The 14376-nt window shown below is 54.6% G+C and carries 14 protein-coding genes; 4 read left to right on the top strand and 10 right to left on the bottom strand.

Annotation, left to right across the window (positions count from 1 at the left end; translation table 11 throughout):
- Positions 1 to 5: 5 nt before the first annotated feature.
- From ABD851_RS12240 to ku, 5 genes are all read right to left on the bottom strand, one after another.
- Complete coding sequence (locus tag ABD851_RS12240) at positions 6 to 3095, bottom strand: FAD-binding and (Fe-S)-binding domain-containing protein (RefSeq protein ID WP_344979652.1); 3090 nt, start codon at positions 3093 to 3095, stop codon at positions 6 to 8.
- A 41-nt stretch (positions 3096 to 3136) separates the two neighbouring features.
- Positions 3137 to 4258, bottom strand: coding sequence for an enolase C-terminal domain-like protein (locus tag ABD851_RS12245; protein WP_344979654.1), 1122 nt, complete (start codon positions 4256 to 4258; stop codon positions 3137 to 3139).
- Between the two features lie 19 nt (positions 4259 to 4277).
- Positions 4278 to 6062: a thiamine pyrophosphate-requiring protein gene (locus ABD851_RS12250; protein ID WP_344979656.1), complete on the bottom strand. Its 1785-nt coding sequence runs from the start codon at positions 6060 to 6062 to the stop codon at positions 4278 to 4280.
- Between the two features lie 24 nt (positions 6063 to 6086).
- Entirely contained in the window at positions 6087 to 6635 is a 549-nt protein-coding gene (locus tag ABD851_RS12255; RefSeq protein ID WP_344979658.1) for a YciE/YciF ferroxidase family protein, read from the bottom strand.
- Positions 6636 to 6884: 249 nt separating this feature from the next.
- Positions 6885 to 7661, bottom strand: coding sequence for a non-homologous end joining protein Ku (gene ku, locus ABD851_RS12260; RefSeq protein WP_344979660.1), 777 nt, complete (start codon positions 7659 to 7661; stop codon positions 6885 to 6887).
- A 111-nt stretch (positions 7662 to 7772) separates the two neighbouring features.
- Between ku and ABD851_RS12265 the strand changes: the two genes are divergently transcribed.
- From ABD851_RS12265 to ABD851_RS12280, 4 genes are read left to right on the top strand one after another with little or no spacing between them, the layout of a single operon-like run.
- Positions 7773 to 8036: a hypothetical protein gene (locus tag ABD851_RS12265; RefSeq protein ID WP_344979662.1), complete on the top strand. Its 264-nt coding sequence runs from the start codon at positions 7773 to 7775 to the stop codon at positions 8034 to 8036.
- Positions 8037 to 8071: 35 nt separating this feature from the next.
- Positions 8072 to 8806 (top strand): hypothetical protein, encoded by a 735-nt coding sequence (locus ABD851_RS12270; RefSeq protein ID WP_344979664.1) that lies wholly within the window; start codon positions 8072 to 8074, stop codon positions 8804 to 8806.
- A gap of 9 nt (positions 8807 to 8815) precedes the next feature.
- Entirely contained in the window at positions 8816 to 9571 is a 756-nt protein-coding gene (locus ABD851_RS12275) for a metallophosphoesterase family protein (RefSeq protein ID WP_344979666.1), read from the top strand.
- Between the two features lie 35 nt (positions 9572 to 9606).
- Positions 9607 to 10095 (top strand): DinB family protein, encoded by a 489-nt coding sequence (locus ABD851_RS12280; protein WP_344979668.1) that lies wholly within the window; start codon positions 9607 to 9609, stop codon positions 10093 to 10095.
- A 27-nt stretch (positions 10096 to 10122) separates the two neighbouring features.
- Here ABD851_RS12280 and ABD851_RS12285 read toward each other — a convergent pair whose 3' ends face one another.
- The 5 genes from ABD851_RS12285 to ABD851_RS12305 all read right to left on the bottom strand — a co-directional run bounded on the left by ABD851_RS12285 (position 10123) and on the right by ABD851_RS12305 (position 14348).
- On the bottom strand, positions 10123 to 10827 hold the full coding sequence (locus ABD851_RS12285) for a YgaP-like transmembrane domain (RefSeq protein WP_344979670.1): 705 nt from the start codon (positions 10825 to 10827) through the stop codon (positions 10123 to 10125).
- Between the two features lie 28 nt (positions 10828 to 10855).
- A complete protein-coding gene (locus ABD851_RS12290) occupies positions 10856 to 11644 on the bottom strand; it encodes a Rieske (2Fe-2S) protein (RefSeq protein ID WP_344979671.1) in 789 nt (262 codons plus the stop codon).
- A gap of 81 nt (positions 11645 to 11725) precedes the next feature.
- A complete protein-coding gene (locus ABD851_RS12295; RefSeq protein WP_344979673.1) occupies positions 11726 to 12502 on the bottom strand; it encodes a GDSL-type esterase/lipase family protein in 777 nt (258 codons plus the stop codon).
- 11 nt (positions 12503 to 12513) lie between these two features.
- Positions 12514 to 13875, bottom strand: a complete 1362-nt coding sequence (locus tag ABD851_RS12300) for a sugar porter family MFS transporter (protein ID WP_344979675.1) — start codon at positions 13873 to 13875, stop codon at positions 12514 to 12516.
- A 29-nt stretch (positions 13876 to 13904) separates the two neighbouring features.
- A complete protein-coding gene (locus ABD851_RS12305; protein ID WP_344979677.1) occupies positions 13905 to 14348 on the bottom strand; it encodes a response regulator in 444 nt (147 codons plus the stop codon).
- Positions 14349 to 14376: the final 28 nt, after the last annotated feature.

A 14376-nucleotide genomic window follows, 5' to 3' on the forward strand; every position in this document is an offset into this window, starting at 1 on the left:
ATCACCTATTTCCTGAGTAACCGGCCGGCCAGGAGGAAGACGCCTATGCCGGCTATGGCAGCGCCGGCCAGCAGTCGGGGCAGATGGTTTGCAGAGACCGATTTTAGTTTACCGGCATAGCGCCGCTCGGGATAGGGCGCTGCGGCATCTTTACCGTCCAGCGCCATCCGGATCACCTGTGCTGTATGCAAGCCCCCGCGGTCCGTCAGCTGCCTGATCTGCTCGCGGCAGCTGAATCCGTCGGCAATGATCAACGTATCCTTCGACGCTTTCCGTACTGCAGGCAGCAACACATTCTCCCCCGCCCTGACGGATACCTGGTAAGGCGCTCCTTTTTCATAACCAAAGTAGCCGGCCATCCCGCAGCAACCAGAATCCAGCAACTGATAGTCCAGCTGCATATGCCGGAGTACCTTTTCGTCGGTATCGAGCTGCATGATCGCTTTATGGTGACAGTGCCCGTGCAAAAGCGCTTTCCGCTTAAAGGCGGGTAGCTGAAAATGAGGGGCTTTTTTTTCGAGAAACTCGGCCAGCGTGTAGGTCTGGCTACGAAGACGCCGGGCATCTTCGTTATAAGGGAGAAGATTGCACAGCTCATCCCGGAACACCGCCACGCAGCTGGGCTCCAGACCCACCACCGGCGTACCTGCGCGAATCTCCCGCCGCAGCGAACCCAGTATCTGCTGCAGCAGGCCGCGGGCCATATGAAGCATTCCGAAATCATACAGGGGACGGCCGCAACAAAGCTGGCGTCGCGGTATCACCACCCGAAAACCGGCAGCCTCCAGAACCTCGGCGCCCGCTACCAGCGTTTCCGGTAAAAAGAAATTGTTAAACGTATCCGTCCAGAGGATCACGCGGGGACGATCGCTTTTTTTTCTTTCCTGCTGCGTAAACCATTTCCGGAAAGGCTGTGCGGCAAAACGGGGAAGGCTGCGCTCGGGCGCTACGCCGGTCATCAGCTTCACAAGCGGGGCCAGCACGCGCGACTGGGTGATGCCGTTGACCAGCTCCGGCATCTGCGAAGCCAGCCGCGACCACCAGTGGATCAGCCCGAAGGCATAGGCGGAACGGGGACGCAGCCGGCCTTTATAATAATGAAAAAGAAATTCGGACTTATAGGTGGCCATATCCACATTTACCGGACAATCGTGCTTGCACCCCTTACAGGAAAGACAGAGGTCCAGCGATTTCTTCACATATTTATCTTTCCAGCCCCGGGTAACTACCTGCCCCTGCAGCATTTCAAACAGCATGCGGGCACGGCCGCGTGTGGAATGTTCTTCCTCGTAGGTGGCCATATAGCTGGGACACATGGTTCCCCCCTCGGAGCGCCGGCAGTTGCCGACCCCCACGCAACGCAGCGCAGCCCTTGAAAAGCTTCCTTCCGCCGGGAAATGAAAAAAAGTTTCAGGGTTGGCCGGCTGGTAATGGGTACCGACCCTCAGGTTGCTTAGCTGTCCGTAAGTATCCACTATCTTGCCGGGGTTCATCTTTCCTTGGGGATCCCAGATGGCTTTAAACTCGCGGAAGGCCTGGACCATTTCCTTCCCGTACATGATCTCCAGCAGATCGCCACGGGCCTGCCCGTCGCCGTGCTCACCGGAAATAGAGCCGCCGTATTTCAGCACCAGCCTGGCTGCCGCTTCCGTGAATTTTTTATACCGCTGCAGTCCCTCCTGGCTGAACAGATCGAACCCGACGCGACAATGAATACATCCCTGTCCGAAATGACCGTACAGGGAGGGTTCGTAGCCATAGCTGGAGAAAAGGGCCCGCAGCTCCTCCAGATAATCTCCCACCTTTTCGGGAGGCACAGCGGAGTCTTCCCAGCCCGGCCAGCTGTCCGGCTTTCCATGCACCCAGGCTGTGGCCCCCAGGCCCGATTCCCTTATTTCCCAGAGCATCTTCTCCTGTGCCGGGTCGTCAAACAGGCTCATGACGGGAGGCTTTTCCTCCTTACCCAGCGCTTCCATGAGCTGCTTTGCCGCTTCATCCGCCTGCGCTTTTGTATCCGCGCCAAATTCCACCAGCAACCAGCCCTTCCCCTCCGGCAGCAGCTCCAGGTCTTCGAGGTTGAGTCCCTTTTCCTGCATATCCTTCAGCAGCCGATCGTCTATTCCTTCCAGACCGATGGGCTTGTGCTGCATTACCCGGGGCACCTGCCGCCCCGCGGTAAAAATATCGGGATAGCCCAGCACCAGCAGAGAACGGGCAGGCGGTTCTTCCATCAATTTCAGGGTGGCTTCAAGGATGGTTACGCAGGTACATTCGGATCCCACCAGCGCAGCAGCCACATTAAATCCGTTTTCCGGGAGCAGAGCCGGCAGGTTATACCCGGAGACTCGGCGGGGAATATCCGGAAATCTTTCACGGATAAGGTCAGCATATTTGTCTCGAAAATCCCTCAGCTGACGATAGATGTCCCCTCTCCTGCCGCCGGCACGGATAATGGCCTCCAGCTCCTGTTCGCCGGTTGGCCCCACCTCCATTTTTATGCCGTCGTAGGTAAGTACGGAAAGAGATGCGGTATTGTCGGACATGCGGGCGCCATAGCCGGCGTGCGCCGCCATCACGGAATGGATGCCGCAGGAATTATTGCCCAGCATGCCGCCGATGCTGCAATGGTTGTGCGTGGCGGGATCCGGACCAAATACCAGGCCTTCCCGGCGGGTAGCCTTAAGCATATGGTCCAGCACGATACCGGTCTGCACCCGTACCGTTTTCCGCGTCTTGTCCAGCTCAAGTACCCGGTTGTAATATTTGGTGGTATCCAGCACCACGGCAACATTGCAACCCTGCCCCGCCAGGCTGGTGCCGCCGCCCCGCATCAGCAGGGGAGCGTGGTACTTCCGGCAGGCGGCCACCGTATGGATAATGTCCGTCTCACTTTTCGGGATCACCACCCCGATCGGCACCTGCCGGTAATTGGAAGAGTCGGTTGCATACAAGGCACGGCTGCCGGCATCGAAACGGACTTCGCCGGAAAGGTTGGCCTTCAGCAAGGCCTCCAGCCGCCGGACATCCACGCCGCGGGCGGCCCTGGTCATAAAACGGGTATCGCCCGCAGCAGATGATTTGTTCTCAGGCTTCATTATACGGTTTTTGCTGATGATCAATTTCCGCAGCTATTGTTTCAAAGGGCATATTTTCCGGCGTCGGCCCGCTTCAGCTCAAGGCCCAGTCCCGGCCGTCCCGGGTCGGGACGCAGCATGCCGTTCGCCGGCTCGGGGACGCCGTCAAAAAACATCTTCTCTATCCGCACATGATCGTAAAAGTATTCTGCCACACAAAAGGAAGGAAGGGCCAGCGCTGCAGGCAAATGAAGCGCTGGGGCGCAATGAGAGGAAAAGGGAAGCTGCCGCGCCTCGCAGAGATAGCCGGCTTTTAAAAATCCGGTAATTCCGCCGCAGCGCGTAGCATCGGCCTGCAATACATCCACTGCCCCGGCCTGCAGCATGGCATCAAAATAAGGAAGATTATACCCGTATTCCCCGGCTGCGATACGCATAGAGGGCGGAACGCGGGTACGGATAAATTGCAGTCCCTTCAGATCGGCAGCAGGCACAGGTTCTTCAAACCAGCTTACCCCATACTGCGCAAACTGCTCTGCTTTCTCCAGCGCTTCACGCGCGTGGTAAGCACCGTTGGCATCCACAAACAGCGCAGCATGTCCGCCGACGGCATCCCGGGCTGCCCTGACGCGTCTTTCATCTTCCTGAGGCCGGCGCCCCACTTTCATTTTCACACCGCGAAAGCCTGCCTGCGCCCATTTCCCCAACTGCTCCTGCAAACGGTCTATCGTATAGGAGGTAAAGCCGCCGCTGCCATACAACTGCATTTCAGGCCTGACCTTTCCCAGCAGATCTGAAAGGGATAAACCCAGCACCTTGGCCTTAAGGTCCCAGAGCGCGCTGTCCACGGCAGATAGCGCCATAGCCGCCACACCGCAATTCCCTTCATTGCGGACCGCTGCGGTCAGGAGGCCGGCGGTTTCGGGTATGTTCATCACATCTGCCCCGCCAAGCAAGGGCTTGAGCATTTTATCAATGAACGTGGCTACGGCGGGGCTGCCATACGTATATCCGATACCGTGCTTCCCGCCGCCTTCTATTTCCGCCAGCACAAGGGTAGTATGGGTCCATTTAAAGGTACTATCCGACTCAGGAGTATCCGTAGGTATCCGGTAAACAGATACCGTCAGGTCACTGACCGGCACCTGCCCCCCAAGCGGCCGTATGTTTGGAAAAGAATGCATAAGGAGGCGTAACTACGCATTATTTCCCCGGGAGATAGCTCTCGATCACATCCTTATAGGCCTGCCGGATCATATCGCCTCTTCCGGAATCGCCCTTGAGTATGGAAAGGACAAAGGATTTGGCCTGCTCAAAGTTGATATGCGGAGGCAACGGCGGAACGTTCGGATCCGTTACCACATCCAGGACAACAGGCCGGTGAGCGCTCAGCGCCTGCTCCAGGGCAGGCACGATGTCGTCCGGTTCTTCCACCCGTATACCTTCCAGCCCCAGCAGCTCCGCATAGCGGGCATAGGGAAACTCGGGTATATCCTGCGAAGCGTCAAATTTGGGATCGCCGACCAGCACCCGCTGTTCCCAGGTTACCTGGTTGAGATCGCGGTTGTTCAGCACCAGGATCAGGAAGCGGGGATCTTTCCAGCGTTCCCAGTACTTGGCAATCGTAATGAGCCCGTTGTTGCCCAGCATCTGCATTGCCCCGTCGCCGACCAGCGCCACCGGCATGCGGTCCGGGTAAGCAAACTTTGCTGCAATGGCATAGGGCACGCCGGGACACATGGTGGCCAGGTTCCCCGAGAGCGAAGCCATCATTCCCTTCCGGATCTTGATATCCCGCGCAAACCAGTTGGCGGAGGAGCCGGAATCCGATGTGAGGATACAGTCGTCAGGCAGTCGCGACGACAGCTCCCAGTATACTCTTTGCGGATTGATGGGCTTTGCGCTGTTCATCGCGCGGGCCTCCAGCACCTTCCACCACCTGGCCACCTCTTTTTCGATCTGTTCCCGCCAGCTGCGGTCTTCTTTTCTTTTCAGCAAGGGCATGAGGGCGCGTAAGGTCTCCCGGCTGTCTCCCTGCAGGTTGACGTCCATCGGGTACCGTATACCAAGCATACCGCCCTTGATGTCGATCTGTACGCCTTTTGCCTGACCTTCCTTCGGAAGAAATTCGGAGTAGGGGAAACCCGATCCGACCATAAGCAGGGTATCGCATTCCATGATCAGATCCCAGCTGGGCTTGGTGCCCAGCAGGCCTATCGACCCCGTCACATAGGGGAGATCATCCGGGATGACGGCTTTCCCGAGCAGGGCTTTGGCGATACCTGCCCCCAGCACATCGGCCGTCTCCAGCACTTCTGCGGCAGCTCCGAAAGCGCCCGCCCCGATCAGCATGGCTATCTTTTTCCCTTCATTCAGCAGGTCGGCCGCCCTTTGCAGATCGGCATCAGACGGAAGCATGCGGGGTCTGGAATAACCTGCCCCGGAATGCACGGTACCGTGTTTCCGCTCGGGCTCTTCCGCATCCAGCTCCTGAACGTCATTCGGGATGACAATACAGGTAACCGTCCGTTCCGCCAGCGCTATGCGGAAAGCGCGGTCCACCAGATGCCTGACCTGTCCCGGCTCGGAGGCCATATGCACATAAGCGCCGGCAACATCCTTATACAGGCTGATCAGATCCACCTCCTGCTGATAGCTTCCGCCCAGCGCCGATCGTGCCTGCTGCCCGATAATAGCCACTACAGGCTGGTGATCCATCTTTGCATCATAGAGACCATTGAGCAGGTGAATGGCGCCGGGACCGGAAGTTGCCATACATACGCCTGCCGTTCCGGTAAACTTGGCGTGTCCGCAGGCCATGAAAGCCGCCATCTCCTCGTGACGTACCTGTATAAAATCGATGGCTCCGTCCATCCGGTTTAAGGCGCCCATCAGGCCGTTTATACCGTCGCCGGGGTATCCGAAGATGCGTTTAACCCCCCAGGCGGACAAACGGCTGATCAGGTAATCGCTGGCCGTTTTACTCATGCTTTATGTTTTAAAAGGGTTATACTACGAAGCTTCTTCGCTGGCACTGATGTTAATATGGTTTTCAGCAATACTCGACAGCAATACGTCGGCGGCCTTTTCTTCCTGGATGGTTTGACCGAGCACTTCGGCGACATCAGGCATCCCAAGGGTTTTGGCCAGCGTAATAAGACCGCCGTAGGTAGCGATCTCATAATGTTCTGCTTTCTGGGCAGCCATAATGATACCGGCATCGCGTGTAAGCGTGCCGGTTTCGGTATCGGCAATCACGTCTTCCCCTTCTTTGATGATGCCGGCCATGGCTTCGCATTTTTTTGCACGCGCGCCCACGCCGATCATGTCAAAAACTTCTTCAAGCCGGTCCACATGGCCTTCCGTTTCTGCCAGGTGATTGCCAAGCGCCTGCTTCAGCTCTTCCGTAGTGGCCTTGTCTTCCATCTTGGGAAGCGCCTTTACAAGATGCTTCTCTGCCCAGAGAATATCTTTCAGCTCGTCCACAAAAAAATCCATCAACAGGGACTCCTGCTGTTTGTCCGTAAGGACGCCCCCAGCGCGGGATGATTTACGTTCCATGGAAAAATGATTTTTAAAACAGATGAACAATAACGTTTGTCTATTTTCCTCAAAAGATTATGCCAAAGGAAAAACAGAAAGGCAGCAGCTGCAGCTATCCCGCGCCAACAAGGCTTCTTTAGCCGGACAGCTACCGTTGCATATGCCGGATACAGCTCCGGACAGCGCGTTTTTAATGCAGTTTTTTTCCCTCTCTACACAGGCTGAGGAAAAAATTGCGCAAACCGTTTCCTGCGCCATCCCGGGAGATCAGGAAGTCTTTCTCCGCTTCTTGCCAAGGCTGGCTTTAAGCTGTTCCATAAGATTATCGGTACGTTTGTGTACCACCTTTAACTTGGGAGCCGTCGTTTTCTTCCCTCTGGCCTTGGCCTTGATCACCTTTAACAGCTCTGCGGAATAGGTATCCTTATAGTTGCCGATCTTAAAATCACCTGTCATCTGTTCGATCAGGGTTACCGCCATCTTCAGCTCGCCGGGATTTATCTTTTTTGCGACAGGGGCGTTCACCTCCTCCGGGTTTCTTATCTCTTCCTCAAAACGGATCCTGTTGAGCACGATCAGGTCATTTACGACCTTTATGACACACAGGTGCTCCCTGTTTCGCAGCACGTAGGTTCCCAGCCCGGCTTTTTTTGTTTTCCGCAATGCTTCCCGGAGCAGGAGATAGGGTTTTTGACCTTTTTTCTCGGGTTCTACATAATATGGCGTCTCATAGTAAATACTGTCTATTTCACTTTCATCCACAAACTCCATAATCTCGATACGCTTTGTTTTTTCCGGACTGGCATTTTCAAAATCCTTGGGGGTAAGCACAATATACTTACCGTTCAGGTCATAGGCCCGTACGATATCCTCCCACTCCACTTCCTTACCGGTATCTTCGTTTACACGCATGTACCGGATACGGGCATGATCCGACTTGTCCAGCAGGTCGAAGTCCAGCTCGCTTCCCTGCGTTGCGCTGTATAGCTTAACGGGTATGCTTACCAGTCCGAAGCCGATGTCTCCTGTCCATATCGATTTCATAAAAAGCTGATTTAGGATTAAATATGCCGCTGTTGCCTGTAAAGAAATTATCGTACCGGAAATCGGCAATGGAATCATTTTTGCAAACAAATAAAAAGGAGGAGCATATCTATGGAACCGTTAAGAACCTACCGATACAGCCGCAAAAACGAAAAAGATACCCAGGAAATTATCATTCGGGAAAAAGACTACGGAGAGATGATCGTATATGATATCCTTTGCGGAGGCACAGTGCTGTTCACCCTTGCTCCCGAAGGAACGCTCGTCTTCTCCGACTGGGAAAAGGCCCGGGCCGAACCGTATGCCTTCAGCGAGGAAACATTAAACGGCATAAGGTCTTTTATACTCAAACAGCAGAGAGGGGAAGCGTCCTGACCCGGACGTATACCGTTATGCATCAAAGCTATTTTATGCAGGAAAAAGATGAGGGAAAAGAAGCAGCGCACTCCTTTTACCGGAAAACGTTGCAGATCATCAGGGAGGGAGATGTGCGCTGCATGCTCGGCGGCGCTTTCGCCCTCTTTCACTATGCCGGCATCTACCGCGATACAAAAGACCTCGATATTTTCTGCAATGTGCACGACTACCCTTCGCTGCTAAAGCTGTTTACCGAGAAAGGCTATACTACCGAGCTTACGGACAGCCGCTGGCTGGCCAAGGTCTTCGACGGGGAATATTTTGTAGACATCATTTTCAATACCCCCAACAATATCTGCCGGGTGGACGATAGCTGGTTCTGCCATGCCGTGCGGGCTGAAGTGCTGGATGAGGAAGTGCTCCTTCTTCCGCCCGAAGAGCTGATCTGGTGTAAAACGTATGTGCAGAGCCGTTACCGGTACGACGGAGCCGACATTCAGCATATCCTGTTAAAATGCGGAAAACGCCTGGACTGGAAAAGACTCCTTTCACGGCTGGATCAGCACTGGCACCTGCTGCTGGCCAATCTCATCCTTTTCCAGTTCATCTATCCGGCAGATTACCGGGAAATCATCCCCGAGTGGCTGCTTCAGGAACTGCTGCGCCGGGTGCAGCAGCAGTACGAGGTACCGCCGCCCACCCGGGCAGTATGCCTCGGCCCTTTGGTGGACCAGCAGCAATATGATATCGATATCCGCGAGTGGAGTTATAAGATCAATACCATTTAACAGCGCTTCATGAACGACATACCCGACAGGAAGGATAAGAAAAAAAAGATAAGGCTGGCTGCCGTGGCCGACCTGCATGTTCAGGAAACGGATCAGGGAAAATGGACCGGCTTCTTCAATGACATATCGCAACAGGCCGATGTGGTGCTGATCTGCGGAGACCTTACCGATACGGGGGACGAAGGAGAGGCGCAGTTGCTATCGGAGGCGTTAAAATCCTGCACCGTCCCGGTGGTGGGCGTACTGGGCAACCATGATCACGAAAAAGGCCGCCATAAGCTGATACGACAGACGCTGCAGCAGGAGCATGTACATATCCTCGAGGGGGAGGCCGTCGTTATCGAGGGCGTGGGGTTTGCAGGGGTAAAAGGCTTCGGCGGCGGATTCGACCGGCATATGCTTTCCATGTTCGGCGAAAAGGCAATGAAAGCATTTGTGCAGGAGGCTGTAGATGAGGCCCTCCAGCTGGATCGCGCTCTTGCTCATCTGGACCAGGAGCATAACGGCATCCCCAAGATCGCGCTGATGCATTATTCTCCTCTTCAGGAAACCGTACGCGGAGAGCCGGAGGAGATATATCCTTTCCTGGGATCTTCCCGTCTCGCCGAACCGCTTATCCGGAGAAAAGTGGTGGCCGCCTTCCACGGGCATGCGCATGCGGGCAAGCTGCAGGGAGATCTTTCCGGGGTAAAGGTCTTTAATGTAGCCCGGCGGGTGCTCCATCAGGAAGGGCATCCGTTACCTTTTTTTATCTTTGAAGTATAGCAATGTGGAATAAATACCCCGAAACCGGTAAAATCATGAACAGTTCAGCACAACAGGACCGCAAGGCTACGGTGAAGGCCCTCACCGAGCTGCTCAACGGCGGGCATGCCCATGTTACCTTTGAAGATGCGGTAAAAGATGTACCCGCGGCCCAAAGGTGTATCCGGGCTAAAGAGCTTCCTTATAGCATATGGGAGCTGGTGGAACATATCCGCATCACCCAGTGGGATATACTGGAATTTTCGACTAATCCGGAATACCGGGAGCTCTCCTGGCCGGACGACTACTGGCCTGGGACGGAAAAACCGGCAGACGAAGCGGCCTGGGAAAAAACCATAGCGCAGATAAGGCAGGACCGGGAAAAATTTATCGCCCTGCTGAAAAAACCGGAGAACGATCTTTATACCCCCTTTGCTCACGGAAACGGACAGAACCTGATCCGTGAGGCCATGCTGATTGCCGATCATACCAGCTATCATACCGGGCAGATCATCCTGGTCAGAAGATTGCTGGGTATATGGTAACCCGCGACCGGCTTCCGGAGACACCGGTTACCGGCTTTCGATGAACTCCTTAAAATAGATCAGATCCTGCTGCACCATCTTTTTGAAGACAGGGTTCAGCAGCCTGGAGATATTGCGACCTATGTCTCCACCCGGAGCCCGGTAGGTGATCATGATATCGAGCGCCGTTCCCTGTGCGCCCAGCGCGTCGGAAAAGGTGACCTTGCCGGCATTTTCTATTACGGAATCCCTGACCGATTTCCAGCTCAGCATCTTATTGGTTTCCTCCTTTACGATCTCGGCATCCCAGCCGATGCGGCCGAGGTTGCCGGGCAGCTCCAGCTCCCAATGGGAAAGACCCGGCGATGTTTCCTTTACCGAAGAAAGGTGGCGCATAAACGCAGGCAGGTGCTCCAGCTCACGCCAGAAAGCATATACTTCTTCCACGGGTTTGTTTACGATAAGCGAAGTCCGGATGTTGACAGAGCGGGGCTTCCGGCCCTGTTTTCCGAGACAGGTATACAGCAGGCTGTGACCGCTAAGGCCCCGGTAAAGCAGGAAAGCGCCGGCGATACCGTTGCGGATGTTCCGCCCGCAAAACGGCCGGCTTTTAAAGGCCGAAGCCAGCAGCCAGGACCCGGCAATAACAGAAATGGTCCTTTCGGTGTCGCCTATATTTACCGTGTTCATCTCCCCAACAGAAGGACAACCGGATAAGTCTTTGTCTTCATCGGTAACGTGCAACGCTGTCATGGTTCGTTTTTTTACAGTAAAAAATAGTTTAGAGGCCGCTGAGATAAAGTTTCCCGTTGCGCAGCGCTGTGGCGTAGGTGCCGATCTTTTCCTGTGCCGGTCCTGCACGAACCTCGCCGGTATTTACATCAAACTGCGAGCCGTGCCAAGGACACTGCACCGTTCCACATATCATGGCGCCGCCGGCCAACGAGCCGCCTTTATGGGAGCAATGATCATCAAATGCTGCAAATCCCTGCTCCGTCCTGGCTATTACGATGCGCTTTCCGCCGGCATGCACCAGCCTCATCTGGTTCACCTTCAGCGCTCCGGCACCGGGAATTTCCAGCTGTCCGTTGCTCACCACGGGATACAGCTCCTTCCATTTACCGGCTTCCGCATACCGGGGATCTATCCCGATCTGGTTGCGATAGACCAGGGTACCCCCCATCCAGGCGGCACAAAACAAAAATATCATCCCGATGATCTCCAGACCCAGCAGGACAGCGATCACGATGCCTTCCGACTGCAGACGGTAAAACAGCGCAGCCGCGAAAAATACCAGGGCCGTTCCGTTGAGCAGACCGTGACTAATACCGCGCTTCTTGGCGGAGCTGCGGGGCGGCACCGTTTGGGTAAGGTCGATCATTCCGGGTACTGCAGCCAGCAACCCGCAAAACAAACCTGCGATCTCAAGATAGAGTGCAGTATCATACAGGCTGGGATCCGCGATCCAGCCCAGCACATCAAAAACGAGGGTACCGGTAAAAAAAGCAATCGGGAACCCGACCAGGATGGGATGCAGCGGATGTCCTTTTATATTTGCCCTGCTTTTCATGATGTAGGTACGTTTACAACCTGAAAAAGACAAAAACTATACCGCTTACGGAAGAGACTATGGGCAGAAGTACAAAAAGAGTTATCCTTTACCGAAAAGCGCCTTATAAATGGCCTGGCCCCAGTAGCGGCCCAGGGCAATGGCCCCCTGATGATTGGGATGCAGGTAAAAGGTGCCCTGGTGCCCCCGTTCCGCCTGGAAGTCGGTCTGAAAATGCTGCTTAAAATACTCAAAGGCCTGTTTGTCCCCGATGAAGACCCGGCCGGGATGGGAAGCGGCATACGCATCTACCAGCCGGTCAATTTCCGGGAAATAGGTTTGCAGCCGCGTCAGGCCGGCCTGAAGATAACGGGCGCCGTTATAGGTATTCGGGCTGTACCAGATAGGATAATTAAGTACGATCTTACACCGCGGATAAGCCTCCAGAAGATGGTCGGTAATGGTTCTGAGGTTCGCCCGGTAAGCGGCGGGCGATACGGGAGATCCGTGGGGACCTTTTTCGGCGCTGTCATTGGTGCCCAGCATGACGGAAAATACCAGCTGGCCGTCCGGCTGCTTTTTGAATATATCCGCGGCCGTTATAACCCGGTTGTAGGATGCAGTAGCAGGAAGGAAATCCAGGGTGGTAAATCCGCTTACGCCCTGGTTGGAGAAATTCACCTCCCCCACTCCGCGTTGTTTCCGGAGAAAGGCGCAGGCAGATACGGGAGGAGCCTCTTTATCGGGGCTTTTCAGTCCTGCCCCATGGGTAATGCTGTCTCCGATAAAGACGATATTCAGCTTTGTCTTTTCTTTTAGGGAAAAAGAGCACAGGGAAAAGACAAGCAGCAGGGCTGCGGTCACTTTTCTGCCGGTCATCAGTTATGATTTTAAAGGTTAGATACTGGAGTCGTCCGTATATAATGTTCTTCTATGCTTTCAAGCGCCACGCCTTTTGTTTCAAAAATATAGCGGCTTACAAAAAGGATCATGCCCGCGTTGATCAGGCCGTATGCAAAAAAGGTCGCCGCCGCCCCAAGCCCGGAAAGCATGATCGGGAAGGTATAGGACACGATAGCATTGGACACCCAGTTTCCGAAGATGGCAAAAGAGGTAGCGCTACCCCTTATCCTGTTCGGAAAGATCTCGGCCACATATACCCATAACACGGCGCCCCAGGTACAGGCAAAGGCGCCGATATATATGAAGATGGTGATCAGCACAAAATAATTATCGAGGTTTTCCCGGTAAAACAGCCATCCGATCACCAGCATGCAGCAGCCCATCACCGCCGAGCCGCCCAGGAGCAGCTTTTTTCTGCCCACCCGGTCGATCAGGGCAAAGGCCACCAGGGTAAAGATGAGGTTGACAATACCCGTCAGCAGGGTCTGGAAAAGCACGCTTCCGCCCATATGCGTTTTTTCGAAGATCAGCGGGGCATAATAAAAGATGATGTTGATCCCGGTAAGCTGGGCAATGGCCGCAAAGACAAATCCGATAAAAACCACTTTCCGGTAACGCGGCGAAAATATCTCGGAGAATTTCACCTTGCGGGCCGCCTTGCTGATATCGGCCTGCACTATCTCGACCTCCGCATCCGCCGCCGCGGCAAAGTATATCCTGCCGAATATACGCCTGGCCTGCTGCACGCGGTCCTTCAGAATAAGCCAGCGCGGACTTTCCGGCACAAACAAAAGCAAAAAGAAAAATACCACGGAGGGAATGAGCGCCGCCGCCAGCATATAACGCCACTGGTTATCCGCAGTTATCAACTCCGAAGCGGTATTGGCAATAAGATAATTGGAGATAAAGGAAACCAGGATACCCAGCACGATCGCCAGCTGCTGCAGCATGCCCAGACGGCCGCGGACACCCGCAGGCGCTATCTCCGAAATATAAATGGGAGCCAGCGCAGAAGCCATCCCGATAGCCAGCCCCCCGATAAAGCGGTAGATGACCAGCTCGCTGAAGCTGCCCGCGATGCCGCAGCCCAGCGCGGCCACCACATAGAGCAGCGCGGTGACCAGCATCATTTTTTTCCGGCCAAAATAATCGGACAGCCGCCCGGCAAAAAAGGCGCCGGGTATGCACCCTATCGACGCCGCGGCCACCAGGCCGCCGATCTCGGCATCGCTCAGCTCAAAATAATGTCTTAACGTCTGTAAAGTACCGGCAATTACCGCCGTATCAAAGCCAAACAATAACCCGCCAAGGGCAGCGACGGCGGAGATAATAATGGTGTAAAATTTCATCCGACTGTATGTAATGTAAGCATGTATGATCAGTCTATGCGGTCATCGGGGATGCAGACGGTCCTGAACCAGTAATCGTTCAGCGCACCGACTACCTTCAGGAGTCCTTCGAAGCTGACCGGTTTTACCAGATAGGAGTTGGCGCCGATGGAATAGCACCGGTCCACCTCGCGTCCGTTGCTGGCGGTGGTAAAAACAATGACGGGAATTTTTCTGAGCACCTCGTGCTGCTTGATCTCCTGCAGGGCCTCCCGCCCGTCTTTCTTGGGCATGTTCAGGTCCAGCAATATGAGCCCGGGAAAGCGGCGGTCTTCCTCCTTTCCGTCCAGTATAGCGGAAAGATGATCCAGCAGCTCAACCCCGTTATTTACAAACTGTATCTCTCCTTTATATCCCTGTTCCTCAAATGCGCTCTGCAACAGAAATCTGTCATCGGCATCGTCTTCGGCAATCAAAATAGGCGGTTGTTTCATGCGTGGATACTTTCGCCATTAAAGTTAA

This window comes from Compostibacter hankyongensis, from assembly GCF_039541075.1.
GTDB classification, from domain to species: Bacteria; Bacteroidota; Bacteroidia; order Chitinophagales; family Chitinophagaceae; genus Compostibacter; species Compostibacter hankyongensis.